The 26,321-nt window shown below is 41.0% G+C and carries 26 protein-coding genes; 16 read left to right on the plus strand and 10 right to left on the minus strand.

All coding sequences use genetic code 11. The features are described from left to right. Positions 1–29: 29 nt before the first annotated feature. Positions 30–941, plus strand: coding sequence for an AraC family transcriptional regulator (locus FFJ24_RS24825; protein ID WP_138819775.1), 912 nt, complete (start codon positions 30–32; stop codon positions 939–941). A 349-nt stretch (positions 942–1,290) separates the two neighbouring features. On the opposite strand, the gene FFJ24_RS24830 is transcribed toward FFJ24_RS24825, so the two are convergent. Beyond that, positions 1,291–2,475 carry an NAD(P)/FAD-dependent oxidoreductase gene (locus tag FFJ24_RS24830; RefSeq protein ID WP_210419427.1) on the minus strand — a complete coding sequence of 395 codons (1,185 nt, stop codon included), beginning with the start codon at positions 2,473–2,475 and terminating at the stop codon, positions 1,291–1,293. Positions 2,476–2,550: 75 nt separating this feature from the next. Then, entirely contained in the window at positions 2,551–3,408 is an 858-nt protein-coding gene (locus FFJ24_RS24835; protein ID WP_138819776.1) for an AraC family transcriptional regulator, read from the minus strand. Positions 3,409–3,731: 323 nt separating this feature from the next. Between FFJ24_RS24835 and FFJ24_RS24840 the strand changes: the two genes are divergently transcribed. From FFJ24_RS24840 to FFJ24_RS26250, 5 genes are all read left to right on the plus strand, one after another. Next, on the plus strand, positions 3,732–4,112 hold the full coding sequence (locus FFJ24_RS24840; protein WP_138819777.1) for a helix-turn-helix domain-containing protein: 381 nt from the start codon (positions 3,732–3,734) through the stop codon (positions 4,110–4,112). Continuing rightward, the gene (locus FFJ24_RS24845; RefSeq protein ID WP_138819778.1) at positions 4,109–4,981 is read left to right on the plus strand and encodes an AraC family transcriptional regulator; all 873 of its coding nucleotides are present in this window, start codon (positions 4,109–4,111) and stop codon (positions 4,979–4,981) included. Before FFJ24_RS24840 ends, FFJ24_RS24845 begins: the two co-directional genes overlap by 4 nt. A 70-nt stretch (positions 4,982–5,051) precedes the next feature. Further along, the gene (locus FFJ24_RS24850) at positions 5,052–5,471 is read left to right on the plus strand and encodes an ester cyclase (RefSeq protein ID WP_210419428.1); all 420 of its coding nucleotides are present in this window, start codon (positions 5,052–5,054) and stop codon (positions 5,469–5,471) included. Positions 5,472–5,482: 11 nt separating this feature from the next. Further along, positions 5,483–5,995 (plus strand): DinB family protein, encoded by a 513-nt coding sequence (locus FFJ24_RS24855; protein WP_138819779.1) that lies wholly within the window; start codon positions 5,483–5,485, stop codon positions 5,993–5,995. Positions 5,996–6,022: 27 nt separating this feature from the next. Further along, the gene (locus FFJ24_RS26250; protein ID WP_168202546.1) at positions 6,023–6,400 is read left to right on the plus strand and encodes a hypothetical protein; all 378 of its coding nucleotides are present in this window, start codon (positions 6,023–6,025) and stop codon (positions 6,398–6,400) included. A gap of 129 nt (positions 6,401–6,529) precedes the next feature. Here FFJ24_RS26250 and FFJ24_RS26845 read toward each other — a convergent pair whose 3' ends face one another. From FFJ24_RS26845 to FFJ24_RS24890, 5 genes are all read right to left on the minus strand, one after another. Then, a complete protein-coding gene (locus tag FFJ24_RS26845) occupies positions 6,530–6,691 on the minus strand; it encodes an integrase core domain-containing protein (protein ID WP_371716936.1) in 162 nt (53 codons plus the stop codon). A 5-nt stretch (positions 6,692–6,696) separates the two neighbouring features. Continuing rightward, a complete protein-coding gene (locus FFJ24_RS24870) occupies positions 6,697–7,080 on the minus strand; it encodes a DDE-type integrase/transposase/recombinase (RefSeq protein WP_138819780.1) in 384 nt (127 codons plus the stop codon). Positions 7,081–7,650: 570 nt separating this feature from the next. Continuing rightward, positions 7,651–8,409: an SDR family NAD(P)-dependent oxidoreductase gene (locus tag FFJ24_RS24880; protein WP_138819781.1), complete on the minus strand. Its 759-nt coding sequence runs from the start codon at positions 8,407–8,409 to the stop codon at positions 7,651–7,653. A gap of 12 nt (positions 8,410–8,421) precedes the next feature. Further along, complete coding sequence (locus FFJ24_RS24885; RefSeq protein ID WP_138819782.1) at positions 8,422–9,048, minus strand: NADPH-dependent F420 reductase; 627 nt, start codon at positions 9,046–9,048, stop codon at positions 8,422–8,424. A gap of 15 nt (positions 9,049–9,063) precedes the next feature. Further along, entirely contained in the window at positions 9,064–9,816 is a 753-nt protein-coding gene (locus FFJ24_RS24890) for an SDR family NAD(P)-dependent oxidoreductase (RefSeq protein WP_138819783.1), read from the minus strand. Between the two features lie 107 nt (positions 9,817–9,923). On the opposite strand from FFJ24_RS24890, the gene FFJ24_RS24895 reads away from it, so the two are divergent. The 10 genes from FFJ24_RS24895 (at position 9,924) to FFJ24_RS24940 (ending at position 21,926) form a co-directional block, all read left to right on the plus strand. Beyond that, on the plus strand, positions 9,924–10,295 hold the full coding sequence (locus tag FFJ24_RS24895) for a helix-turn-helix domain-containing protein (RefSeq protein ID WP_138819784.1): 372 nt from the start codon (positions 9,924–9,926) through the stop codon (positions 10,293–10,295). A gap of 153 nt (positions 10,296–10,448) precedes the next feature. Then, positions 10,449–10,916 (plus strand): LytTR family DNA-binding domain-containing protein, encoded by a 468-nt coding sequence (locus FFJ24_RS24900; RefSeq protein WP_138819785.1) that lies wholly within the window; start codon positions 10,449–10,451, stop codon positions 10,914–10,916. Next, positions 10,876–11,043: a LytTR family transcriptional regulator DNA-binding domain-containing protein gene (locus FFJ24_RS26850; RefSeq protein WP_168202547.1), complete on the plus strand. Its 168-nt coding sequence runs from the start codon at positions 10,876–10,878 to the stop codon at positions 11,041–11,043. The genes FFJ24_RS24900 and FFJ24_RS26850 overlap by 41 nt, the downstream gene beginning before the upstream one ends. A gap of 19 nt (positions 11,044–11,062) precedes the next feature. Next, positions 11,063–11,326 (plus strand): hypothetical protein, encoded by a 264-nt coding sequence (locus tag FFJ24_RS24910; protein ID WP_138819787.1) that lies wholly within the window; start codon positions 11,063–11,065, stop codon positions 11,324–11,326. 746 nt (positions 11,327–12,072) lie between these two features. After that, complete coding sequence (locus FFJ24_RS24915) at positions 12,073–13,173, plus strand: serine protease (protein WP_138819788.1); 1,101 nt, start codon at positions 12,073–12,075, stop codon at positions 13,171–13,173. Positions 13,174–13,601: 428 nt separating this feature from the next. Continuing rightward, positions 13,602–14,219 carry an RNA polymerase sigma factor gene (locus FFJ24_RS24920; protein WP_210419429.1) on the plus strand — a complete coding sequence of 206 codons (618 nt, stop codon included), beginning with the start codon at positions 13,602–13,604 and terminating at the stop codon, positions 14,217–14,219. Between the two features lie 84 nt (positions 14,220–14,303). Continuing rightward, on the plus strand, positions 14,304–15,488 hold the full coding sequence (locus FFJ24_RS24925) for a FecR domain-containing protein (RefSeq protein WP_138819790.1): 1,185 nt from the start codon (positions 14,304–14,306) through the stop codon (positions 15,486–15,488). Positions 15,489–15,641: 153 nt separating this feature from the next. Continuing rightward, complete coding sequence (locus FFJ24_RS24930) at positions 15,642–19,325, plus strand: SusC/RagA family TonB-linked outer membrane protein (RefSeq protein WP_138819791.1); 3,684 nt, start codon at positions 15,642–15,644, stop codon at positions 19,323–19,325. 18 nt (positions 19,326–19,343) lie between these two features. Continuing rightward, entirely contained in the window at positions 19,344–20,780 is a 1,437-nt protein-coding gene (locus FFJ24_RS24935; protein WP_138819792.1) for a RagB/SusD family nutrient uptake outer membrane protein, read from the plus strand. Positions 20,781–20,783: 3 nt separating this feature from the next. Continuing rightward, positions 20,784–21,926 (plus strand): TlpA disulfide reductase family protein, encoded by a 1,143-nt coding sequence (locus FFJ24_RS24940; RefSeq protein ID WP_138819793.1) that lies wholly within the window; start codon positions 20,784–20,786, stop codon positions 21,924–21,926. Between the two features lie 521 nt (positions 21,927–22,447). Here FFJ24_RS24940 and FFJ24_RS24945 read toward each other — a convergent pair. Genes FFJ24_RS24945 through FFJ24_RS24955 form a run of 3 tightly spaced genes read right to left on the minus strand, consistent with a single transcriptional unit; the run spans position 22,448 to position 26,298 of the window. Next, on the minus strand, positions 22,448–23,575 hold the full coding sequence (locus FFJ24_RS24945) for a TlpA disulfide reductase family protein (protein ID WP_138819794.1): 1,128 nt from the start codon (positions 23,573–23,575) through the stop codon (positions 22,448–22,450). Between the two features lie 12 nt (positions 23,576–23,587). Then, positions 23,588–24,730, minus strand: coding sequence for a thioredoxin family protein (locus FFJ24_RS24950; protein WP_138819795.1), 1,143 nt, complete (start codon positions 24,728–24,730; stop codon positions 23,588–23,590). A 29-nt stretch (positions 24,731–24,759) separates the two neighbouring features. Continuing rightward, a complete protein-coding gene (locus FFJ24_RS24955; RefSeq protein WP_138819796.1) occupies positions 24,760–26,298 on the minus strand; it encodes a RagB/SusD family nutrient uptake outer membrane protein in 1,539 nt (512 codons plus the stop codon). Between the last annotated feature and the right edge of the window lie 23 nt (positions 26,299–26,321).

Genomic DNA, 26,321 nt, shown 5'->3' on the forward strand with positions numbered 1-26,321 from the left:
TCATTAATTTTGCTTAATCGTACATTTTCATGGATGCATTAAGTAAAATTTTAGAATCAATAAAGCTTAGCGGTGTAGTTTACCGGAAACTGGAAGTAACGGCTCCCTGGGGAATTGAGTTGCCTAAAAGTCGGTTTTTGCAATTTTGGAAACTGCTGGAAGGGGCGTGTTTCCTTAAAGTAGAAGAAAACGTTTACATACAATTAGCTAAGGGAGACCTCGTGCTGATACCAAATGGAAGCAGTCATTGCATATCTGATAAAGCTGATAGTATCAAGATCCCCTTAAAAACCTATATAAATTTTCGGGACAGCAAAAGCCCTTACTTTTTGGATGGAGATTTGAAAACTGTCATGCTGGGCGGTCACTTTGAATTCAATGATCAATATCAACACCCTCTCATAACCGGGTTACCTGGCGTAATCCACTTAAAAGAAATTCATCAACAAAATCAAGACTGGCTCGAACTTACCACCAATCAGATACTCCTGGAAATTGATCAACCAAAGCCTGGCAGTGATATTTTAGTAAGCCGTTTATCTGAAGGGCTTTTCATTCATACATTACGCGCCTATATAGATCAGAGTAAAATCAAGCAGGGGTTTTTGCTTGCATTGACGGATGAAAGGATATGTTCAGCTTTGCAAAACTTACAAGATTCACCTGAAAAAAACTGGACGCTGGAAGAACTTTCTAAATCTGCGGGAATGTCAAGAACGCTTTTTTTTAATAGCTTCAAATCGCTGGTAGGGCAAACTCCACTTAGTTACCTCCAGAATTGGCGTATGCAAAAGGCAAAAGAAATACTTTTATCAAGCAAGGACAATGTAAGTATTATAGCTAATCAAGTCGGCTATCAATCAGAGGCCGCATTTAACCGTCTCTTTAAACATACATTTAAAGTGACACCTGCTAGGTTTAGAAGGTCACGTAGTAAATAGAACATTTTAATTGAGGAACCACCAATCTCTCCCTTACCTAGAAGATCACTCCAAAAGTGGTATTCTGTGTTTTCATATTCGTCAATTTTTATTTTGCGATAGTCTCAGATTGGAGGGCTTTAATGCGCTTTGGCAGGCGGGTGATTCGCCCGTTTATTTCAAACCCCACAAAATGGCTCAAAACCAATAAAATAAATCAAATAAATTAAATATCAATTACTTAATTCGTTATTAATACCCTAATTAGAACGATAGATTTTGAGCGAATTTTAAGCTTATCTGTCTCAGTAAACTTGATAATGGGGATCATTACCTCCCGAATATAAGCTAAGATAATTCAGAAAATTAACTAATCTGTTTTGCCAAGCATTTTAATCAGATTCTGCACCGATTCTTCCGTCGGCGCAGCAAAGTCGCTGATGCTTTCGATTGTTTCTTTACATAATGGCGCAGCCCTGTCAAACATGATCTTTTCATAAGCTGCCATGGCTTCACTAAGTTGTGTAAAATCCTTATTGATCAAACAATTTGACAAATCTAAGGCGTCAAGCATGGCCAAATTAACGCCCTCACCATTGGGCGGCATCAGATGTGCGGCATCGCCAATAAGAGTGAGGTTTGATTTAGTTCCCCACCTGTTCTCTAAAGGAAAGTAGTTCAGCGGCCGGGCAACAAAATGGTTGCAAGCTTTAAATAAGCTGGCAAATATAGGGTTCCAATCTCCGTAGCGATTGATCAGATACTCGTGCACATCTTGAGGGTTACTAAAATCAATACCGCTGTCTTTAACCCAGTTTTCGGGGTACAATGACGCAGCATAAAAAGTCAAGCCGCCATCGCCCCGCGGTTGTGCAGTTATGGTCGCGCTGTTTCCCATGGCCATCAAATTCGCCTGATCAACTAATTTGTAAAATTCGGGACAGGCTGTTTCCGGATGATCTATTTCGCCCTGGATAATTGTCGCGCCTGAATAAGATGCTTTTAAGTCAGTAAGGTAAGGCCGGATCCTGGAGCGGTATCCATCTGAACCGATAACAATATCTGCAGTAGCAGTTGTTCCGTTCTTAAATTGCAATTCCCAAATATTGTCAACCTCCTTCATGCTCAGGAACTGGCTGTCCCATATTACGGTATCGGGTAGCAACCCGTCGATCAAAAGATCCCTCAGTGCACCCCTGTCTATTTCAGGCCTGAATTGCAGATCTCCAAATTGTGGTTTGCCGGCCTGGTTACCTTCATCAAACAAGATATTTCCTTTTGGATCAAGCAAGCGGTATTTATCAGCACCCTGCATGTAATTGTCTTTGAATGCTTCCATCAGCCCGGTCGCGTCCATGGCTTTCAGGCCGGAGTCAAAATGCAGGTCGACAATTGCGCCTTGTACGCGTGCTGCCTGGCTGTGATCCCGCTCATAAACTTTGACCTCCACGCCTTTGATCTGCAAAAGCCTTGCAAGTGTCAGGCCGCCGGGGCCGCCGCCCACTATAGCAATTTTTTTATGAAGTAAAAGTTCCGGTGTTTGTATCATCCCCATGCTCTATTATTTTATGAGCACAAAGGAACGCCGGAAGTTGAGTTAGTACAATGACACGATACTGTAAGTGTAGGACTATTCGCGGTTTTTCGCCCGAAAATCAATGGGTGCCATGCCGGCCACTTTAGTAAACAGTCGTGTGAAATAGGAATAGTCATAGTAGCCAAGATCGCCGGCAATCTCTTTTATTGATTTTCCTGAATGGTACAGAAGGCGTTTCGCTTCCAGCACCACACGCTGTTGAATATGAGAGGAAACGGACTTTCCGGTAGTAGCTTTCACACATTCATTTAAGTATGAAGGGGATAAACTTAACTGAGCAGCGTATTCAGACGGATTTTTGGTCGACTTATAATGTTTTTCCAATGCGGTCTTAAATTCCCTAGTGAGATCCTCCATCCGGGCATGATTTTCAGCCGGCTTAGACAATGCAAGGTATTGGGAAATGATCGATACAATAAGCGTATTAACGCTTTCCTTCAAAATGGGATGATAAAGTACTTCAGTTTTATTTTCAGACAGTTTGATACATAACGCTGCAGTTTCTGTGAGTACAGCAAGTGCTTCCGGAATAACCGACAACGCGTTTACCGGCGCAAGACTTTCAAGCATGCTTAAGTACTCCTGCCGGATGTTTTCTTCTGTTATGATCCACGTACAGATCATTGCATCTTCGAACGCTATAACCCTGTGAACTTGATGAGGGTGAATAAAGATAACAGCCGGTGCCTGGATATGATGTGTTTGAAAATCGATTTCAATTAGGGTTTTTCCTATTTCCTGGATGATGAAAGTATAACCACCATCCCGGTGAGACCGTTCGACCTGTTCGGAATTGGGCGACCCGTTAAATGAATCCCGCATCATCATGATCCCCCTGCAACTGTCTTCAGGCAGTATATTTACAGGAATATTATTGGTTTTCTTGCTCATTACAGAAATAGTAAAGATAACTATATGTAAGGAACTAAAACAATCAACGATGTTTTTTAGCTGGCTGGAATTTTCCCCGGTTTATTATCTGCATAAATTGTTCAAGGGCACTGCGCTCAATGTCAGCCAAATCGTTGCATTGTAGCCGGTGACCAGCGTTCTTTTTCCTGACAATTTCAGATCCATGATATTCTTTTTATTACTTTTGTTGATTAACTTACGTTCAGTAAGTCAAAGCTAATAAGTGAATTATTCTAAAACAAGACGGGGCTTGAAAGTCAGATACTTACTTGTAAATAACTGTTGTTGAAAATGAGGCGGATATGAAAGAAATTTCAATAAGGTGTGAGAACGACCGTAACAACTGCCCGGTAAAAGATGTTTTGAACCGTGTGGGTGATAAATGGTCGATGCTTACGGTCATCATGTTATCTGACCTTGGTATGCTGCGCTTTAACGAATTGCACCAGCTGATCGTTGGCATATCGCAAAAAATGCTGACCGTTACGCTGAAAATGCCGGGAGCCGACGGACTGCTAACGCGGAAGATGTATGCACAGATTCCGCCTAAAGTAGAGTATGCCTTAGCGTGGCTGGGTGAAAACCTCGTAACACCGCTGATGCATTTATACGACTGGGCGAATGCCAACATGCCCGAGATCAAAGCTTCCCGGGAACGTTATGAAAAGGCAGTCACATTATGAACACCTATTATCTACCGGATGATATATTAAATGGCTCCACTATGGGTGCAGATGAGGTAGTGATCCGTTGCTACACCTCCGGACAGGATTCCGTTAAGAACAGAATCGTCTTAACTCAGAACATGATCAACCTGCTGGTCAGCGGCACCAAGACCGTCGTTTATCCGGATGCAACAGCTGTGGTGAATGCGGGTGAACTGGTGGTATTATCGGCAGGGAATGTACTCACATCCGAGCTATTAACGGGCGGACAGCAGTTTAACAGCATTCTATTTTATTTCAGCAACGAACTGTTCAATAAGTTCCTGATTAAGTATGACCATTTGCTGCAAAGCGTAATTCCTTTAAGCGGTAAAAAGTCCTTCCTTACTTTTAAGCAGGATAATTTTATCAAACAATTTATCGTGTCTATGCAGGCGTTGATGGCTACGGAAAGCGAACTACCGGCAGCGGTCAGATCCATCAAACTGGAAGAGTTGCTCTTGTATCTTTTACATTTCGATCCTGAGCGGTTCCGGGCTATTCAGATTCTTACCAAGGACCGGGAACAATTGCAGATCAAAAAAGTGGTGGAAAGTCATGTCGGTCAGCTGATCACCGTAGATGAACTGGCTTTTCTTTGCCATATGAGCACTTCCACCTTTAAAAGAAGGTTCAGCGAGATCTATCATACCACCCCTCAAAAATGGCTGCTTAACCGAAAGCTGGAAATGGCTGCCGAATTATTGAGATCCGGAGGAGAAAGCCCATCGGGTGTTTATCTGAAAGTTGGTTATCAGAATCATTCCAGTTTTTCTGAGGCTTTCCGGAACCATTTCGGTTATACCCCAAGCGATTACCAGCAGCAACAATTGAACGTTGCGCCATAACTCCTGAACGTCCGGCCTTAACACGCAACCTTAGCTGGCTGGTACCTTTGTATCATCAATATATGAATATATGAAAACGATGATCGAAAACAACAAAGCAGTAGTGCGTCGCTTTAATAAGGAAGTGATCGAACAGGGAAATGTAGACAGTTTTAACACCCTTATGGACCCTGATTTTATTAACCAATCAGCACCGGCTGAAATGGACAACGGCCCGCAGGGAATGATTTATTTCTTTAACGAAATATTGCGTCCAGCCATACCCGACATGAAGGTGATTATCCATGACCAGATAGCCGAAGGCGATATGGTCACTACCCGCAAAACCATCAGCGGTATGCATACGGGACAATTATTAGGAGCGCCTGCGACCGGACGCGTGATTAGCATCGGGATAATGGACATAGTGAGGGTAAAAGACGGCAGATACATTGAACACTGGGGCATTACTACATTACCAGAACTCCTTGCTACTTTAGCGCGGTCCTAAACACAAATACTATGTTGAAACAATATTTTACTGATCTGGCGGCTTATAATAGCTGGGCAGATGAAAAGGCAATGGACTGGCTGAGCCAGATCACTGATGAGCAATGGGAACAGGTTAATGTCAGCAGCTTTTCCAGTATCAGACAAACCGCTGTGCACATAGCCAGCGCGGAAAAGATCTGGATAGACTTCTGGACCGGGGCACCAGATCCGGTTTACTTGTCGGCCAATTTCAATGGTACCAAAACCGAATTAATGGACATCTGGAAAGCAGCTTCTATAGGATTGGAGCATTATATAAACAGCCATCTGGAGGAGGATTTTATGCGATCAGTTAGTTTTATCTATCCGAACGGCAATATCGGACAAATGCCCTATTATCAAACATTTGCTCATATTGTTAACCATTCAACGTATCATCGCGGGCAATTGGTTACCCTGCTGCGGCAGGCTGGTTACAGCCGATTTTCGTCAATAGATCTGGCAACATATTATATCTTAAAAACCAAAGATTTTAGATCGTAATCTTATGCTCAAAGCGAAGTTTGACAAATGAATACAGAAAGATCGAAGGCGGAATACCGCGGACCTACTCAATCCTTGTTTTTGCTTATCAAGCTTGTCATTGTAGAATTAAATTCATTAAGTCCAATGTCATGTATAGCAAAAAAATCTATGTCTGCATTTTCTATGGCAATTATGGCTTTTTGTAAAACAGCTTCTCCTTTTTTTGTCAGTCTTATTATTTTTGCTCTTGTGTCTGTTTCGTGTTCCTGTCTTGTTAAAAAGCCCTTTTCCTATAACATACGCAATACTTTAGAAACCATCATTCTATCAGCATTACTCTGGTTGGCAATATCAACCTGGGTAACTGCGTTGCTGCTCTTTGAAAGCCATCCTAACGCTGCTAACAAAACAAACTGTATCTGAGTTAAGTCCAATGGGTCTAGTACCTTTTTTTGTTTTCGTTGCCAAAGCATAGTCAGTTGCCCCAGCAAGTAGCCCGGGCTATTGTAAGCTTCCCTGTTTTTCAGACCATTCAAAAGTATAATTTTGTCCTCAAATTTCCTGCAATAAATCTACTGGAGATTTGAAGTTCAATGCCTGGTGTGGTCGATGGTAATTGTAATCCACCATCCATTCCTCTACTTTCTGCCTTACATCATCCAGGGAGTGAAATATGTAGGCATTTAACAATTCTCTTCTGATACTTGCATTCAATCTTTCTATATATGCGTTCTGTGTTGGCTCTCCTGGCTGGATAAAACCAGTTCAACATCGTTTTCCTTTGCCCATTCATTCCGCTTATGTGAGATGAACTCAGGCCCATTATCCATTCTTATTTTTTTTGGAAGCTCCCTATATTGTTTTAGGTCATCCAAGGCTCTTATAACTCGCAATGCCGGAAGTGAATAATCTATCTCCATAGCAAGCATATCTCTATTGTAATCGTCTGCGATGTTCAGCAACTTAAATTTCCTTCCATTCCAGAGCGCATCATTCATAAAATCCATGGACCATACCTCATTTACTGTTCCTGGCACGAACAGGGGTTTTTTAACTCTTTCTGGCAGCCTCTTCTTTGCCCTGCGGCGGATATTAAGCTTCATTGAGGATAAATCCTATAAATCCTTTTATGATTCCATTTAAGCCCTTTTCGACGCAATCGGTAGTAACACTGCCAAAAGCCTATTGAAACGTGGGCTTAGCAAAAAAAACTGGGAAAAATTTTAGGAGTTGACGAAACTACTTTTGTAGCTGGGAATTAGAAGAAAACCAACCATATAAGGCAATACTGGAAAAGTTAGATATGATGTTGTAATCACTATCATTATTCAACTGTTTAATAATAGGTCAAATTAAATGTTTTATGTTGAATTGAATTAAACCATAACGTCTGTATAATTCTGTGTTGAAAATTATGGTATAACTGAGTTATCTTAAATAATTTATTTAAGCCACTTCAAAAAATAAAAAAGAAAGCACTCAATGATTTGACTAAAGAGGAAATTGGACAGATCTTCCTTATTGAAATCAGCCAATATGATTCTAACAGGCCTAAACTCTATGAAGAAGAGAAGCAACAAAATCCCTGTTTCTTCTGGAAGCAGGGATTTGAAAGCAACGATCAGTATCTGGCTGGCGAGTCACGGTTAACAATAACTCCGTCGCACCACCTTTTAAAAACCATACATACCACCTGACACGGAAATTTGTTCTCCCGTTATCCAGGCGGCATCATCGGAAGCCAGAAATACCGCAGCTTTGGCTATATCTTCGGGCCGGCCCCTGCGGCCAAGCGGCGTATTGGCGATAAACATTTTTTCGTAGTCGCTGCCGGCGGTCACCCCCGCTGCAGTCGCACCTTCGGTTTCCGTAGCGCCCGGCAAAATCGAATTGATGCGAACGTTTTGTGCACCCAGTTCTTTCGACAAAGCGATCGTGATGGCATCTAATGCCGCTTTAGTGGCCGAGTACAAAGAAGCACCCGGAAGCGGCATTTTGCTGGCGCCCGAACTGATATTAATAATATTGCCTCCTTTATCTCCAAATAATTTCAACGCTGCCTGAATGGTCAATATCGGGCCCAGCACATTCACATTGAAACTATTATGAAAAGTTTCTCCTGAAATCAATTCTATAGGAGCGTATCCCTGATAAACAACGTTATTGACTAATATATCCAAGCCGCCGAATGCCGAATTGGTTTCTTCAAACAACCTGTTTACATCTGCTTCTTTTGATACATCGGCCTGTACAGTAATGGCAGTGCCGCCCTTATCGGTGATGGCTTTCACCACTTGATCCGCGGCCTCTTTACTGGAAGCATAATTAACCACCACCTTTGCGCCTGCCGCCGCAAAGTGTTTGGCGATGGCTGCGCCAATTCCTTTGGAAGCACCCGTAATTACGGCTACTTTGTTTGTTAATATATTCATGGTTAATATGATTTAAGATTTGAACTTTACCAGGTCCTGAAAGATGAGTTTACCCCAGTTCTTTCCTTGAGCCTGCACCAGCAGTCCGCCCTCCGAAAGCCCACCCAGATTTACCGGCGCGAAACCGAGTTTTTCGGCGAGCGCAGAGATCTCTGCGGTGGCGGCCTCATCGTCGCTCGTCAGGAACACGACTCTACTGCCACCCTGTACGGCCGGATCCTGGTCAAGAATAGCGGCGATCAAATGATTGAAGCCTTTAACCAGTTTGCCACCAGTGAAGGCCTGCGCCACGAATTGGGCAGAAGGCAGTCCACCCAACTGCTCAGGAGCTACGCCGTAGGCATTGGTAACGTCAACAATGGTTTTGCCTTCCCAGTTGGGCAGTGCCTTTGCGACTTCGTGGTGCGATTCGAAACGCACAGCCAAAAAGATAACGTCGGCCTTGACGGCTTCCGCTAATATTGTCGGATCGATCTCCCGGCCTATAGCGGTCGCATCGGCTGCAAAGCTTCCCGGGTCGCGAGTGGTGGCAACGGATACTTTGATACCCTTGCGGGCGAATGCCCTGGCCAGGGCCTTACCGATTTGGCCGAAGCCGATAATAGCATAGCTTGCTGCTTTTTTTGCTGAATTACTCATTTTGATAACTTTTAATTATTTGGATAAATAGGTCATACCTCCATCTACCAGGAGTTCGGCACCCAACATAAAAGAAGAATCATCAGAGGCCAGAAAGACCGCAGTTTTAGCAATGTCGGAAGGTTGCCCGATCCTGCCTATCGGCATTTGATCTGCAAAGTGTTTTTTTACCGCTTCCATTTGTTCTGCGGGAACAAATTTGTCAAATGCCGGGGTATCTGTGGTACCTGGCGTGATGACATTTGCCCTGATCTTGCGGTCTAACAGGTCGCTTGAAAAGGCTTTGGCTAAAAAGATCACCGCCGCTTTGGCAGCCCCATACAGCGTAAAATTGGCGTAGGCCCGATGTGCGGCATTTGAACCGATCAAAATAATGGAGCCACCATCATTCATATAGGGCAGTGCCTTTTGCACCGTGAAGTAAACACTTTTCAGGTTCAGGTCAATAGCCTGGTCAAAGTCGGCTTCGCTGGTCGTTGCTACTGTTCCTACAGCGCCGCCACCGGCGTTAGCTACGATCACGTCTATTTTACCAAATTTTTCAGCGGCTGCCGCAAACACCCTTTCCAGGTCGGCCAAATTGGTTACGTCACCATTAATAGCGATAAAATCATCGCCCAATACTACCGCGGCACTCGCTAGTGTTTCCTCGTTCCTGCCGACGATAACACCTTTCGCACCTTCGTTTTTAAATGCTTCAGCAATACCCAATCCGATACCGCTGTTACCGCCAGTGATCAGGGCCACTTTATTTTTTAATCTACTCATTGTTTCTTTTTTTATATTTGTTTCTCAAAGGTACTATCAATAGTTTATATTTGTAACTAATGGCGTACATACTGGTTACGAACAGGTAACCACAATTTTTAAATGATATGAAAGACGAAAGATTTTGCAATTCGAATTGCCCGTTTACGAGGGCTATCGGCACTGTTGGAAATAAATGGAAGCCGATAATTATCAACGTCATCGGCAACCGTACGGTTCGTTTTGGTCAGCTCGATACCATCATACCCCTGATTTCCAGAAAAGTATTAACCGAACAACTCAAAGAGCTGGAAGAAGATGGACTATTGGAAAGACTAGCCTATAAGGAACTGCCGCCAAGAGTAGAGTATAAGTTGTCTGAAAAGGGCCTGGCATTTCTGCCGATATTAGAACACATCAAAGAATGGAATTTAAAATATGAGGTAGCTCCGATTAACCTGGAGACCGATAAAAAAAGCAGGATAAATTATGCCGGATAGTTAAACCTGCGGTTTGGCATAAGTAAAATAAAGTGGAACTCGTCGTTAAATTAGAAAGGATGGATTTATGATCAGGTGTGTGATTGTTGATGACGAACCACTGGCTATAGCTTTGCTTGAAGACCACATAAAACAAGTCCATGACCTGCAATCATGTTAGCGACTACAAATCCTCTGGAAGCTATGGAGTACTGTCAGAATTCGGATATTGATCTGATATTCCTTGATATACAAATGCCAAAGTTAGACGGAATTGAAATAATGAGACTGATAAATAATCGCTACAATATCATAGTAACAAGTGCATATAGTGAATATGCTATACTTGGCTTTGAACATAATATTGTCGACTACATGTTAAAACCAATTACATTGGGTAGATTTTTAGCCGCAATATCAAAGGCGAGAGATAAGCTAGATGCCAAGCAAGCTATCGCACGACATGATAATTTCGTATATCTAAAGGTTGAACAGCGCATGCATCGCATAAATTTTGATGAAATTCTTTATGCCCAAGGATTAAGGGATTATGTACTTCTCCATTTCGATAGTAGTAAAATTCCAGACAATGAAGGGACTAATGGATATTCTACCAACCAAGTCTTTTGTAAGGATACATAAATCTTATATTGTCGCTATTAGCAAAGTTGAACAGATACATAAAGATTATATTGTAGTCAACAATACTATAATACCAATAGGAGAGTATTATAGAGAAGATTTTTTGAGGCAAATTTTAAATAGTTGATTAAAATAAAAGCACTTATATGGATGATGCGCATGCAATGCTAAGAAGGCTTGTCTATATAAATCCATCTGCAAACGTTAACCAACAGCACTTAGTCAGGCAGACCATTAATCAAAAACTAGGAGAAACCATTACCCTGAGCGAATTAAGGGTCAATCCTTTATACCTAAGAAAAGACAGGGGATATATGGTCATTGATCAGACCATGTACTTACGGAAAAATTATCGCGAGCCCTTTTTTGAACTATTCCACAATACCTCCCATACTGTGCAAAGCCTTTAAAATTTTCAAACTTGCTTTGCTAACACCTTCTTAGCGGATAAGTTATAATCTGCATTGTCGGCTTTTTTTGGTTCGATGTTGGTAAATTCGATAGGAATACAAGTTTTGCTAGCATTGTAGAGTTTAAACGCCTGTTCTGAAAAGAAATAAATTAATTCGGTATACTTTCTGCTTCCTCTTCTGATAGATTAATGCCTTTGACTTTGAGGTCTTCGATTACCTTGTTGGTGGTAAGAGATTTGGTTATTTGATTTTCCATTATGGTTGGTTTTGGTTAACGATGCCATAATAGTTTGTTGGAGTTTATTAAGATAGCGAATTTTTTTGAGATAACTAGTATATATTAAGAGATTTTGATAGCGGCACAGCTAAGCATAAAGAGGAGCAGGCTAAAGAAGCTAAATTGAAATTGGAGGAATCTGAAGAACAACCAATTGTAACTTGTTATCTAATGCAGCTCAGATAGGCGGTCCTGTGTACCGCCTAAGCGCCAAAATCCCTGCGAGACTTGATCGGTATAAAAGAACAAATCGGTCCTGAACGAAAACGCCTTACACATACTTATCAGACTAAAACAGGCATATCGCTTTTCATTTAAAATCCCTAAATTTTAGTCGGATCAAAATGATTTAAAAATCATCTTCTACCTATGGTTTTTCTTATAGTGAAAAGATTGAAGTGACATGTAGCGTTTTAAGCTATCGAACCGTATTTATTGTAAATAACAAGTGGTACATGTCCTTTTAATGCTTAATGGTTATTTAAAAATCCACAAGAAAGAGAGGCGGCAATTAATGTTCAATGATATTAAATATTTACATTTTCTAAGCTCAAATAATATGCAGGCAAAAACAGTATTGACAGTTTTATTAATAAGTGTTGGAATAGCCGTCCAATCATGTAAACGAAATAACCCAGTTGTTCCAAAAAGCGAGCAAACCGTTCCGAAAATTGAAGATATTTTGAACGGAAATGATCAAAATCTGATCAACCTACTAAATAAGGTACGGGGAAGCGTTGGAAGACGTGGCCACGGATCAAAAACAATTTGGAGTAGAAAAAACGATTATGGTTTGGGACTTTATATAAGCGCCAACCATGTTTATAACATATCCGGATGGAATTCCCGAAACGCCAAATTCTTTGACTTATCGTCCGAAAACACGGGCATTTTTGAATTATCTCAAATTCCTCCGAATAATGGAGGTATCGATTTAGGTAATACACTGGTGGCAGATTTCCCCCTTATTCATTTCGATATTTCTTCCGGTGCCACTAATACGACCATACTGCCGGCAGAAGATTTTTATCTAGGAATAATTGATAATCAACGAACTCCGCAAGGTCCTTTTCCTAAATACCCTGAACTTGTTAAAACGTCTGAACCATTGCAGTTATACGATCCCGAGCATAGGACAAAAGCAACCCCAACATGGAATGCCGCTGTGGCAGGCGAAAAAGTCATTGCAGTTGGTTATCCTCAGGATGATATCAACTATCCTAACGGAGCAGTAGCTTATGGAAAAATATTATCCGATACAGAAGCTACGCAAACCATCCAAAAACTGAAGATTGCCGGAGACACCGAAGGAGATATACCGTATAATTCGAGTGCCGAATTTTTAATAGAAGCGCAGGCAATAGCAGGGATGAGTGGAGGAGGCGTATTTAATGCAGATGGGCAATTATTGGGTATCATGGTTAGAGGAAGCGACAAGGAAAATGCCCCTCAGATTATCAGAGTAGTTAAAATATCCCATATTAAATCCACCATGATAGCATTTTACAATAGCTTATCTGAAACAAACAAGAATAAAATAAGACCATTTATAAGTGGTGAATTATAATCAGTCGAGCTCAGGTAAGATGAATTTGAAAGATCTATTTGTTGTTCCATCAATATTTAGAATCCTCCTCAATTATTTGGTAAGCCCATCGATGTGGCTATTTGCTATCAGCTAATCAGAGGGTCGCTGGTTACCCACGACGAAAGTTGTGAGTTTTTTGTGTTTAGGGCTGGGCGAGAAGTTTATCTTGAGCGCAGAAGAAGGGAGCCCGGCAGAGGAGCAAAGATTTTCCGGATCAAGCAGAAAAGTTGGGGCCTTTAAAGGGGGAGTTACAAACTAGTGTACTAGATCGATAAATTCAATTTTCATACGAACAAGTCTGACCCATTGCATAAACACAAGGATCTAACAGTAAATAGATCCAAATTGAACCGCCATTGTCATATATAGAAAAATATGTCTATAATTGATGTCAGTTTATTCGTAAATTGGCTTTGAACAAAGTTTTGGCACTAAAACCCCTTTTTAATGAGCAGGAACTGTTGGCTAAGATAGCTGAGGGGGATGAGCGTGCCTTTACGGAGCTTTTTGAAGGGTACTACGGTGCATTGGGAGAATTTGTATATAAAATTACTGAATCCAAGGCTGTAACGCAGGAGATTGTCCAGGATGCCTTCATCAAAATTTGGCTCCGAAGGGAAACACTTGCAGGTATCAAAAGCTTCAGTAATTACCTGTTCATAATTTGTAGAAACCAAACATATAACCAGTTAAAGAAAATTGCTGTTGAACGTAATTTTAATTTGCCAATCGAACAACACGTTAACAAGGGTTTCGATATTCAAGAAGAGATTGTACAAGTTGACCATTATCGGGCTTTAATTGATCATTCTATTGATAAACTTCCGGAACAAGCTAAAAGAGTTTATCTTCTCAGTCGCCACGAAAGGCTAAAGCATGAAGAAATTGCTAAAAAATTAAATATTTCTTCTGAAACAGTAAAAAAGCACATTCAATATGCTGTTAATTTCATTAAGAAAGACCTCGATTCTAAAATAGACATCGTTACATTGATGATTTTAATGAGTTCTTTAGTAATTTGTTAACATTCGGTTAATTTTTTCATAAATCACTACCCCTTTTTTCCTGGTCTTTTGTCTTTAGTGTGAAATGACTATAAATCCATTATTATGCAGGATGTAAGGTTAAATATTCTCTTTAAGAAATATTTCGATAAAACAGCTAATCAGCAAGAGCGGGAAGAACTATTTTCTTTGGTCAGAATAGCTGCTAATAAAGAAAATATTGAAAAGGAAATGGAATTACATTGGTTAAATTTCAATGCAAAGGATAATCCTTTTTCGGTGCAGGATAAATCTGCGATGGTTGAAAAAATTCTTCACTTTATTGATGAAGAAATTATAATGCCGGATAAAAAAATAAAAACCTATAAATTATTTACTAAATGGGTTGCCGCCGCATCCATTGCTATAGTAGTAATGGCAGGAAGTTATTTCTACTTTAATAATCATAAACAATTACCCGAAAAAGTAGCTTACCAAAATGATGTTGCGCCAGGGGGCAATGGTGCAACTTTGACCTTAACAAATGGGCAAAAGATATTAGTTAATGATGTACTGTCAGGAAATATTGCCATGCAATCAGGCGTAAAGATTTCTAAAACGCCTGATGGGCAGATTGTATATGAGATCACGGATAATGGTTCAAAGAGTTCAGGGTACAATACTTTATCGACTTCCCGGGGGGAGCAAACTCAGGTGCGTTTACCTGATGGAACCATTGTGTTTTTAAATGCAGAATCTTCATTAAAATATCCGGTAAGTTTCGTTGAAAAAGGTAAACGACAGGTGTTTTTAACAGGAGAGGGATATTTTGAAGTTGCTAAAGATCGATCGCATCCTTTTATCGTGAAAACTACGCGACAGGAGGTTCAGGTTTTAGGAACACACTTCAATATAAACTCATATGATGATGAGGCAGCTACAACAACTACATTGCTGGAGGGAAGTGTATTGGTTTCAAATTCGAATCTTGTTCAAAAAGTGCTCAGGCCAGGGGAGCAATCTGTCCTCAGTTCGGGTCGCATTCAGGTAGCGCCTGCAGATGTTGAAGAAGCGATCGACTGGAAGAATGGGGAATTTATTTTCGGCGGTGATAATTTTCGTACAGTAATGCGCAAGATTGAGCGGTGGTATAACATCGAGGTAATCTATGAGCCATCAGCTCCTATAAATCTGCAGTTGGGAGGGTTCTCATCGAGATCACGAAATATTTCTACTGTATTAAAAATGATTGCAAAAACTGGCGAAGTGCATTTTAGGATAGAAGGACGAAAGGTTTTTGTAAGCAAATAAGTATATCAATTAATAGATTATAACTTTTAAACAAAAAAGAATGGAAAAACTTTTACGACAGCAAAACCAGGGCTAAAAAGGTCAGGGGTGCATAAACACCCCTGATAATAGTCTGGCATTAGTTAATAAAAATCAACGAAAACCGCAACAGCTATGAGCTTCGAACCACATGGGCTGCTGCTAAACCAAACCAAACAAATGTATAAATTTTATCTCATTGAAACGGATAGACCAGATCGTCTATTCCCTAAACTCTGGCGTGTCATGCGGCTAACCACCATTATTATTTTAATCACACTGATGCAGGTAAGCGCAGCTGGTTTTGCACAAAATGTGACCCTAAATCATAAAAATGTATCTCTTGAAAAAATTTTCCGGGAGATTCACCGGCAGACTGGCTACGATTTTCTTTATAACAGAGACATCATAATGAAAAAGCAGTCGGTTAACCTTTCTGCTTATAATCAACCTTTGGAGGCTGTTCTTAATTCATGTCTCGACAAACTTGCGCTGGAATTTTCTATCGAGGATAAGATGATCGTGATTAAAGAAAAAGTTTTAACGGAAAATCGCAAAAATTTTGCAATTGATTTAACCATTTCAGGTAAAGTAACCGATACAGCAGGTAAGGCGCTTTCTAACGCAAGCGTAAAAAATGTTACGCAGAACAAATCAGTCATAACCTCAGAAAATGGGAACTTTAGCATAAGTGCCAAATCAGGAGATCGTATTGAAGTTTCATTTATTGGATTTATAACTTTTAGTTTTACCGCAAAGGAAAACTTAGACTATCAGCTCATCAAACTTAGGGCAACAAGTGGTGAGCTTACAGAAGTGCAGGTTGTTTCTACAGGTTACCAAACCTTGCCGAAGGAGCGGAGTGCGGGATCTTTTGCAAAGCCCGACATGGAGATCTTGAATAACCGGTCTGGTACAATGAACATCTTACAACGTTTGGATGGATTAATCCCTGGTCTCACCATCAACAACGCAAACACAGACAATTTTCAAGTCCGTGGATTGACCTCTATTGGTGTGCTTAGCGGGGGTACGAGTGGCGTTTACAGCGGCACCGAACGGGGGCCACTTATTGTTGTAGATGGCATTGCCATCAGTAATATTGCTTCGGTAAACCCAAATGATGTAGCTGATATCACGGTGCTGAAAGATGCTACAGCCGCATCCATCTGGGGTTCCAGGGCCGCAAACGGAGTGATTGTAATCACGACAAAGCAGGGCGATCGTTCCGGCAAATTAAAAATTGAATATGATGGTTTCGTCAATTTTTTAGGCAAACCTGATCTGGATAACATGCCCTTACTGAACAGCCAGCAATTCATACAGGCTGCTAAAGATATGTTTGATCCTTCAGTTACAAGCTGGCAAACAGTAAGCACTTCCAATTCTACCGGAACTCCTGGTGTGCCTCCTCATGAACAAATTTTGTTCGACTGGTCGCGTGGAAAGATTTCGAATTCTGTTAAAGATGCTAAATTGGACAGTCTCGCAGGAATTAGTAATCGTGCTCAAATCAAAGATCTCTTCTATCAAAGTGAGATATTAACTAACCACACAGTTTCTATCCGTGGAGGAGGAGAAAAATACAGTGCCTATGGTTCTTTCGCTTATACGGGTAACCAAAATAGCAAACCGGGATCTTACACCAACACATTCAAAATCAATGCCCGTCAGGATTACCGGCCATCGCATTTTATAAGGATGTACCTGATTACCGATATTACCAATACAAGAAGTAAAGTAACCCCTTTACCAAATGCGAATAACACTTTTTTACCTTACCAGCTAATTCGTGATGCTCAGGGCAATAACATTCACATGCCCTGGTTGTTCAGGACAGATTCTTTACGGAATGCATACGAAACCAGAAGTGGTATAAGTTTAGACTATAGCCCGTTAGATGAGGCAGAGTATGGCTATACGCTTACAGACAACCTGTTAGCAAGGCTCACTGGTGGTGTTGCACTTAACCTTTCAGATGGCTTAAAATTGGAAGGTACTTATGGCCTGGTAAAAGGCAGCGACAACAGCCGCAACTACAGAGGACAGGAAGCTTATGCGTCCAGAGAGGAAGTGGTGAGTTTTGCAACAGGCAGCGTAGCCGGTAACAATATCCGTTATTTTATGCCACAAAAAGGCGGACGATATACGACAGGAAACAATATGCAGGAAAACTGGACCATTCGTCATCAGTTAGCTTATAATAAAAACTGGAAAAATTCAGAACACCAGTTATCTGCCATTTTGGGTACCGAAATGCAAAGCGCGTTGACAAGAGGTACATCGATTACGCAAAGAGGTTTTAATCCGCAACTTGGAACTACGATGCCTCTCAATTACGACACTTTATCCAAAGGTGTAGTGAATACCATCCTGCGTAATAACTCTTCAAAAAGCCTCTACACCACTAACGATTTTAACTTTGCGCAGGTGGAAACACGATTCCGGTCAACTTACGCAAACGCAGCTTATACCTTTCGTCAAAAATATACGGTCAATGGCAGCTGGCGTCAGGACGAGTCTAATCTTTTCGGTGTAGAAAAATCGGCTCAGAACAGACCGGTATGGAGCATAGGCGCAAGCTGGTCGCTCTCAGGAGAGCATTTTATGGAACACATTGACTGGCTTGGGCGATTGAACCTAAGGGCTACCTATGGAATTACCGGAAATGCGCCCACGCCCGGAACAGCATCCTCCAAAGATATTATTTTAGCAGGAACAGGGTCATCAATCTTTCCCGGATCGATAGCCTATGTCATTTCAAGTTATGCCAATAGAAGCCTTACCTGGGAATCAACGAAAGTAACTAATATTGGTGTTGATTTCGCGATACTGAACAACAGGATCAATGGTGCGTTGGATTTTTATCATAAAAAGACAGAGAACCTGCTCGGCAATGTCCCAAGCAACGGTTTTACAGGTGTAACCACAATTGTGGGCAACCTGGGCGACCTGACGAATAAAGGTGTTGAACTGAGCCTGACTACCGAAAATGTTATCAGCAAGAACTTTAGCTGGCGCACCTTATGGAACATCGCTTATAACTATAATAAAATAAACCGCCTGGCAACAGCCCTCATTTCGACCACAGGTAATTCAGTAATCAATAACAATGGCTACGGAGGCTTTTATCAGGGTTATGCAGCCTATGCTCTTTTCGCCTACAATTATGCCGGACTGGACAATATGGGTGATCCGCAAATCCGATTGGCAAATGGCACGGTAACTAAAGCGTTGAACGTAGCCAAGCCGGAAGATATGGTTTTCATGGGCACTTACCAACCCAAATGGAGTGGCGGTTTTTCCAACATTTTCAGTTATAAGTCACTTTCACTTTCTGCCAATGTTATCTACAACCTGGGGCATGTGATGAGGCGTGACCTCAACAGAACCTATACCCTCAACCGCTTGTATCCCAACGGTACATCACTAACGGGTGCAAATGTGCATTCGGATTTTGAGCAACGCTGGCAGAAGCCGGGTGACGAAAATTTCACGGATATTCCTGGCTGGGTGAGTAATGCCACTACAAGCGGGAGCAGGCGTTATGTCAACTATTATTTATATGGCAATACAAATGTAATCAGTGCATCCTATATTAAATTGCGGGATGTTACGCTTTCTTATAAACTCCCTGAGGTGTTATTACGCCGAATTAAAACGCAAGGTATAACGTTGCGTGTTCAAACGGGTAATATCACGCTCTGGAAAGCAAACAAATTCAATATTGATCCGGAATTTCAGAATGCACTACTGGGTATACGAGGACAGGTAGCCAACCAGCATACATTTTCCGTTGGAGCACATATCGATTTCTAATCATTAAAAAGAGAAAAAATGCTAAAAAAAAAATTCATCATTGTACTAGCTTGTATAGTACTTGTCTCTTGCAAAAAGAGTTTCCTGGAGATTGATCCGATTGGGAAAGTTATAGCTACTACAACAAACGATTATAACAATTTATTTTATACTACAAGTCTGCTATCGACATCTTCCTCCGACATACCGATTACCCTGAGCGACGAAGTCGCCGGAGTTTCTACTTATCTAAGTCCGGCGGCAGTTAACGTACAAAATGCCTTTCGTTGGGAAAAGGACATCTATCTCGATAGTGAAGATGCAGTTGAATTTACCACCTTGACGGCGCAGGTATATCTACTCAACAAAATTGCCAATGAGGTAATGGGCTCTACCGAGGGCTCAGAAGCCGAAAAAAGAGCGATACAGGCAGAGGCCCGTGCAACCAGGGCATGGAGCTATTTTATGCTCATCAACTATTACGGCAAACCGTACAATGCGGCAACAGCAGCGTCTGATCCAGGCTTTCCTATTATTACAGAGGCAGATGCAGCGGCAACTTCCTTTAGTAGAGCCAGCGTGCAGGCCGTTTACGATTTTATTATTAAAGACCTTACCGAAAGCATTCCAGATCTTCCGCGCAATTCTTTATTGAGGCAGCGTATGAACAAATCCTCTGCGATCACGTTACTGGCGAAGGTCTATGTCTTTATGGGCGAATATGGGAAGGCACTTTCACAACTGAATCAGGCTGCAACTGTGCTACCCACGAATGTGACCACAGAAATCTACGATTATAACCAAACGTTGGTTCCTGGGGGTAGCTGGGGATATTCTCCTACTGCAAATTCGTATACTAATGGCCCGGCCCCGGTACTGAGTAACGAAGGTATGCTGGCAAGAAATTACAATTCCAAGTTCATGCCCAACTCAAATTTACTCCTGCTAACGCAGGAAGCATACAAATTGTATGGTAGGAATGACCTAAGGAAAAGATTATTCACGGAAAGAGCTACCCCATTCTCAAGTAATGTAACCTTTCCGCTGAGCATGGTAAGAAGATACGGGTATAGTACGATTCCATCTTTTGGAATAACCTATCCGGAATACTTTCTCCTTCGGGCAGAGTGTAAAGCCAGAACCAACGATTTGACCGGAGCTAAGGATGATCTTGAAACGCTTCGGAAAAAAAGAATGCCGTCAGCAGATGCTGTTGTGAGCATTTCAAATCAAGAAAATATGATCAGGTTTGTTATTGATGAGCGTCGTAGAGAATTCGCCATGTTCGGGTACCGCTGGTTTGATATGAGAAGGTTATCCGTTGATCCACTTTTCGCTAATGATGTTTACACACATAAAATTTACGATTTGCAAGGAAATGTACTGTCTACCTATACTTTGTCGAAAGAGCGATTAACACTTAGATTTCCACTTAAGTTAATGGCTCAGAATCCTGATATTACAAATAATCCATAAACTATGAAAATAAGTATAATCGCTATTTTTCTGCTAATTTGTTGCCAGGTAAAAGCACAATCGAAATATAATGGATCTTTTACCATCAGTGGTGATGTTTCAAAAGTTTGCAAAACAGGACTGATGACTATGGCTTATGCTAATGCGAACGGCAAACCTAAAAGGGATACTGTAAAAATCGAAAATGGAAAATTTAAACTTTCAGGTGAGGTGTCAGAGCCTGTGGTCGCAATACTTAAGATAAAATTACCCCAAGCTACCGTTGGACCGGCATTATACGATCCGAAAAATATGTACCGGATTTTATTGGAACCAATTGACTATAAATTGAGTACAACCGGGGAAAGTCTGAATACCGCAATTGTGAAAGGGAGTCAAATCCAACAGGAATACACCAGATATTTTCAGTCATTACAAAAGTTACATTATGAGATGCGGCCTTACAATATGCAAGCACAAGCATTTGAGAAGCAAATGGACGTAAGTAACTTTATTAATGTACGCAAAAAGCTAGACTCTTTAGACGAGATGGAGCGGGCTATGGTTGACAGTTATGTGTCAGCCAACCCTCACTCTCCTGTTTCACTTTTTGCAGTTGATGATTACAATAGACCTATAATGTCGCCCAAACCTTTCAAGTCCTTTTTTGATAAACTTGATCCCGAATTAAAAAAAACAAGCATAGGTCGGAAGCTGGCCAAAGACATTGAGGAAAGAGAATACTTTTTGCCAGGCAGTCAATCAGTTGACTTTACTCAATCGGATACATCAGGAAAACTTGTTAGCTTATCTGAATTTAAAGGAAAATATGTACTCCTCGATTTTTGGGCAAGCTGGTGTGGCCCGTGCAGGGCGCAAAGTGTGTTTATGAAAAAGGCTTACATACATTTTAAAGATAAGAACTTCACCATCATCGGTGTATCTTGCGACGACAACAGGGAAAAATGGATCGAAGCGATCAGGGAAGATGGAGTTGGTATATGGACACAACTTGGAGATATGACCGGGAAGAAAAATATAGTCAGCGATATTTATAAAGTCAGATCTTATCCGCAAAACCTGCTGATAGACCCCACGGGAAAGATAATAGCCAAAAACCTGGGTGGATTGTTACTCGAAATGAAGTTAAAGGAGGTTTTACACTGATAGCAGGATTTTCATTCACATCGCTCCAGGCAACATTCAGCATATAGCTGTCTATTAACAGTATTTTGGGGTTACTATGTCGTTCGAGATAGTAACCCCTTTTATATACCCCCATCTTTCTCATCAGATGAAGAAAAGCTATTAAGACCATTGAAATGAATTACCTTCGGTGAGCTCGCTTAAGGCTCGGTTTACTTCGTAGCTTTCCGCTTCGCTACAGGTCAGGGTGACGGCTATTAACGAAAAATGTCTGCAGTAGACCTTTAAAGGAATATTAAAATCGAACTCAGGTTAATACTAAAATACCTGAAGAATAGCCATAAAAGCCACATTATTAATCAACTTCAAGTTTCTAGTCTCAGAAGCTAAAAAGGGCAAGCGCGGTAAGTGCACGCTTGCCCTTTTTGGGCTCATATAATTAATGTTCAAGAAAATAACACAATGTTAATTTTCAGAAACATCGTATTGGGAATAAAATTGCCCACACAAATACCAAAATCAGGTTATTTGATAGCCATTTATTATTTAATTAGTTTTTTATATTCAGCAAGCTTCGCTTCGTATTCTGTAACCGTACTTTCCATTACAAAACCAACAAACTTTTTCTCTTTCAGGTATTCTTTTGCCTTGGCAATTGCTTGCTCCTGGGCTACTGCGGCAGATTTATAGTCTCCCATATTCACATAACCAATGGCAATCATATTTAACATCAGAGAGCCTGGTTGCGGATTGTCTATCATTGATCTCAGAATGTCTATTGCATACAGATAGCTTTCTTTTGATAAGTTGGGTTTATGGACAATCGCAGCGCCAACTGAACCCCTAAATCCAGGGTTGGTGGCCTGCCATTTTTTGACGAAATCCATTGCTTCCTTTTCTCCGACATGGTCCAGGAGCATCATAAACTTGTTCCAGTTTAAAACAACCCCTTTATTTTGTGGCATTGTTGCAGTGATAGAATCTGTTAGTTGAGATGCTCTATCATATTGTTTAGCTTTAATTGCATCATCAATTAATTTTGTAGCATTCGTCATAGCTATTTCATCTGCCGTTGGTGTTCTATTGGCCTGGTCTATTGCTTTTTTGCGCATTGCCGTAACATCATACTTGCCATCCATGACTACGGTGATAATCGAATCTAAGTTAACCGGGTGGCCCATCCATTGAATGACGCCATCTTTTACCATCATGGAGGTAGGTAAACCAGCCTGGCCTGCAGCGGTCATCCAGTTTTTTGCCATTAATTGGTCTTTGGTATCTGTAATTACGTTAAAATCCATGTTTTTACCCATGCCTTTGGTAAACTTACTCACTTTTGCATAGATGTCATCGTAGGTCATCTTTCCAGTTTTATCTTCCCAAATATCTACAGCCACAATGGTTACATCCTTGGCTTTTGTTCTGGCAACTTCAGACAGGTGTGGCATAGAGGCAATACAGGGACCGCACCAGGTTGCCCAGAATTCGTAAATATACAGGTGTCCGCTTTTGAATTCTTTGATTGGAGTTCCTTTGATCCATGCCCCATAATATAATTCTGGGGCCTTATCTCCGATAAATAATGTTGTGGGTGTTTTTTCCTGCGCTGTTATTGTCAAACTAGAGAGCACAAGGATGGCCAATGTGATTATTTTTTCTATTTTTTTCATCTTACTAAATTTTTAAATCTTCCCTGCTGCTTTCAATTTATACTCATCTGCTTTTTTCTGGTAATCCTGGATTACGCCTTCTGTAATACCGGGGTTATCCTTTTCTCCTTTGGCAACATCAACTGCCTTTTGCTGGCTTTCAGCTGCTTCTTTAATCTGACCGGCACGCATTTGTAAAGTTGCTAAAATATCAAAGACCTTGGAATAATTGGACATACCCCATCCCTTTACGGCCTCAACCGCAAATTTGTAGACTTCTACAGGTAGTTTATCATCCTTGTAAAGGTTAGCTATTAATACCTGTCCGGCTAGTTTGTCGCTCTGCAAAGCTTTACCGTATGCAATAGCTTTATCAACGCTATAATGTTTTAACAATAGATTAAATTTATCGGTAGCAAATAGGTAGCTATTATTTGGAAATTTTACCGTCGCTTCCTCCATCAACTTTAAAGCCTTGTCGTAGTTTTTAGCGGTTTCTTCTGCTTTGTAAGCTTTGATTGCATTGGTATAGCCAGCTGAAGTTTTTTGATTGCGGATTTCCTGTTCTTCTTTTTTTGCTTTTTCTACCTTGTAATCGTAAGTTCCCTTATCTATAGCGTTAAGAATTGAATCGAGATAGACAGGATGTCCAATCCAGGCGATATTTCCATTTTGGATTGCAAATGATGAGGGGATGCCATTTTGCCCCGCGGCTTTTAGCCAGTTATTTCCCATGTCTTCGGCTGTATTGTCTGTGATGACATTGTAGGTTAAACGGCCTTTTTTAAACTGGTCATTTACAAAGGTGGTTACTTTGGGAAGATAAGTTTCCTGGTCTTTTGGTCCACCGTACATGTTTTCCCAAACATTGCAACCAATAAAATTGATCTTACCTTCGTATTTTTTAGCAAGCTCTGAAAGATGTGGCATTACAGCAATACAAGGCCCGCACCATGTTGCCCAAAATTCAATAACATAAACCTTATCCTGATCAATTTTTGTAATCGGTTTTGGCCCCTGGATCCATTTTGAATAGGTCAGCTTTGGGGCAGGGTCGCCTAATGAGAGTTTTTTTGTCGCTTTCTCTTGTGCATTTGCCTGACAGAAGATACCTGCAATTAAAGTTAAGCCAAACACTAAAATGTTCAACCGCTTTATTATATCCTGAATTTTCATGTTTTTTATTTTATTATCTGTATAAAAAATTAGTAAGTGTTTTGCTGAATCTGCCCCTGAGATTGGATAACATCATTATTCGGAATCTGGATCATGTAATGAGCGCTTTTAACGGGCATGGTGTAGGTTTTTGGTGAGGTTCTGTCCACAGCGCTTAATGTTACGTTATAGAACTGGTGTGTAACTACAACATCGTCGCTGGTCGTTTCATTGTAGGCAAAACGACGGATATCGTACCACCTGAATGCGAAAGGAAGTTCTCTGCGTCGCTCCTGCAGAACTAAGGTTAGGGCATTTGTAGCATTAAATCCCAAATCTAAATCAGCATAACCGGTCACAAAACGTTTGGTTCTAAGTGCTTTGATCAAAGATGAAGCTGTGGCAAAATCACCCAACCGTGCAGAAGCTTCGGCTTTATTCAACATCACCTCCGCTATCGTTGGCCCTGTTGGAATTAAATTGAGGCCAAACTGTTTAAAGCTATTTAATCCAGGTGTCTTCCATTGTGCGGTAAAACCACTATTTTCGGGCATAAAATGCTTGTACCTTAAATCCTTTGCTCTTTCCGTTTCGTTAGGTCCGTAAGTTGCAATTAGTGAAGGACTGGCATTGAATGTATTTCTGCCTGTATTAAGGCCGGCTGTAAAACTTGTATAGAAGAATTCTGGCCAGGCAAGGTATTGGGTATTTGTCCATTGACTAAGACTTGAATAATTAACCACATACGCAGGGCCGTTGGCTCCGTCAGGTCTGTAAATAGTCGGGTTAGTTGCGGGTTCAATCGTATTAAAATTAACCAATTGGGCATTTGTTGTTGTCAGTGCATTATTGGCGTGGCTAAGTGATGCATTATAATCGCCTGTAAATAAGTAATACCTGCTTAAAAAAGCTTCTATAGCCGTTTTACTAACTCTCCATCTAAACAGGGGATTCACGTCTGAATAACTTACTAAAGCCTGCGCTTGTAAAATATCGGAAAGTATAAAATCATAGGTTTCTTTTAAAGTTGCACGGGTTAAAGATTCGGTATAACTTACCGTTTTCCTCAACGGCAGACCAAGCGATTGAAGCGTACTTGCATGGTAAGGCTGGCAGTATTGATTTACCAAAGTCCAATAGGCATAACCTCTATCAAAATAGGCATTGGCTCTAATCATATTTTTAGCTTCATCGCTGCCGCTCACGTTGTCGACATTTGCAAGAATCACGTTGGCGGTTAATATACGTTGAAATGCGTTCGACCATACCGCATCACTTGCTGACGTTTGTATCAGTTTATCAGCGTCGAATGTATAATAAAATGCACTGTTCAAGTCTAATGCGCCTGGGGATGCATTAAAAGCCGCTAAGTTTATCTCCACATCGTCACTTGCATTCATTGCCGCGTAATTTGCTGCGAATTGGCTGCTCCAATCAGGCGATGTATTTGCAACATTATCGAGTAGTGCTTGTAACTGAGCAGTTGTTGTAATGGAAGCCTGAATTTTGTTAGGCTCCTCCAAATATTTTTTGCACGATGCAAGGCTCACAAAAGCCAGCAGCATGACTGCATATCTAATTTTTTTCATCTCTAAATCGTTATTAAAAACCA

It is taken from the genome of Pedobacter sp. KBS0701 (genome assembly GCF_005938645.2).
GTDB lineage: Bacteria > Bacteroidota > Bacteroidia > Sphingobacteriales > Sphingobacteriaceae > Pedobacter.

Bases quoted from the DNA above. Each gene is read 5' to 3' on its own strand.
- FFJ24_RS24915 (WP_138819788.1), top strand. From the start codon at position 12,073: ATGCTTAATGGTTATTTAAAAATCCACAAGAAAGAGAGGCGGCAATTA.
- FFJ24_RS24880 (WP_138819781.1), bottom strand. From the start codon at position 8,409: ATGAATATATTAACAAACAAAGTAGCCGTAATTACGGGTGCTTCCAAA.
- FFJ24_RS24850 (WP_210419428.1), top strand. From the start codon at position 5,052: ATGAAAACGATGATCGAAAACAACAAAGCAGTAGTGCGTCGCTTTAAT.
- FFJ24_RS24910 (WP_138819787.1), top strand. From the start codon at position 11,063: ATGGATGATGCGCATGCAATGCTAAGAAGGCTTGTCTATATAAATCCA.
- FFJ24_RS24870 (WP_138819780.1), bottom strand. From the start codon at position 7,080: ATGAAGCTTAATATCCGCCGCAGGGCAAAGAAGAGGCTGCCAGAAAGA.
- FFJ24_RS24955 (WP_138819796.1), bottom strand. From the start codon at position 26,298: ATGAAAAAAATTAGATATGCAGTCATGCTGCTGGCTTTTGTGAGCCTT.
- FFJ24_RS24840 (WP_138819777.1), top strand. From the start codon at position 3,732: ATGAAAGAAATTTCAATAAGGTGTGAGAACGACCGTAACAACTGCCCG.
- FFJ24_RS24885 (WP_138819782.1), bottom strand. From the start codon at position 9,048: ATGAGTAATTCAGCAAAAAAAGCAGCAAGCTATGCTATTATCGGCTTC.
- FFJ24_RS24845 (WP_138819778.1), top strand. From the start codon at position 4,109: ATGAACACCTATTATCTACCGGATGATATATTAAATGGCTCCACTATG.
- FFJ24_RS24890 (WP_138819783.1), bottom strand. From the start codon at position 9,816: ATGAGTAGATTAAAAAATAAAGTGGCCCTGATCACTGGCGGTAACAGC.
- FFJ24_RS24895 (WP_138819784.1), top strand. From the start codon at position 9,924: ATGAAAGACGAAAGATTTTGCAATTCGAATTGCCCGTTTACGAGGGCT.
- FFJ24_RS24855 (WP_138819779.1), top strand. From the start codon at position 5,483: ATGTTGAAACAATATTTTACTGATCTGGCGGCTTATAATAGCTGGGCA.
- FFJ24_RS24935 (WP_138819792.1), top strand. From the start codon at position 19,344: ATGCTAAAAAAAAAATTCATCATTGTACTAGCTTGTATAGTACTTGTC.
- FFJ24_RS24945 (WP_138819794.1), bottom strand. From the start codon at position 23,575: ATGAAAAAAATAGAAAAAATAATCACATTGGCCATCCTTGTGCTCTCT.
- FFJ24_RS24925 (WP_138819790.1), top strand. From the start codon at position 14,304: ATGCAGGATGTAAGGTTAAATATTCTCTTTAAGAAATATTTCGATAAA.
- FFJ24_RS26250 (WP_168202546.1), top strand. From the start codon at position 6,023: ATGAATACAGAAAGATCGAAGGCGGAATACCGCGGACCTACTCAATCC.
- FFJ24_RS24940 (WP_138819793.1), top strand. From the start codon at position 20,784: ATGAAAATAAGTATAATCGCTATTTTTCTGCTAATTTGTTGCCAGGTA.
- FFJ24_RS24900 (WP_138819785.1), top strand. From the start codon at position 10,449: ATGTTAGCGACTACAAATCCTCTGGAAGCTATGGAGTACTGTCAGAAT.
- FFJ24_RS24950 (WP_138819795.1), bottom strand. From the start codon at position 24,730: ATGAAAATTCAGGATATAATAAAGCGGTTGAACATTTTAGTGTTTGGC.
- FFJ24_RS24835 (WP_138819776.1), bottom strand. From the start codon at position 3,408: ATGAGCAAGAAAACCAATAATATTCCTGTAAATATACTGCCTGAAGAC.
- FFJ24_RS24825 (WP_138819775.1), top strand. From the start codon at position 30: ATGGATGCATTAAGTAAAATTTTAGAATCAATAAAGCTTAGCGGTGTA.
- FFJ24_RS26850 (WP_168202547.1), top strand. From the start codon at position 10,876: ATGGATATTCTACCAACCAAGTCTTTTGTAAGGATACATAAATCTTAT.
- FFJ24_RS24930 (WP_138819791.1), top strand. From the start codon at position 15,642: ATGAGCTTCGAACCACATGGGCTGCTGCTAAACCAAACCAAACAAATG.
- FFJ24_RS24830 (WP_210419427.1), bottom strand. From the start codon at position 2,475: ATGGGGATGATACAAACACCGGAACTTTTACTTCATAAAAAAATTGCT.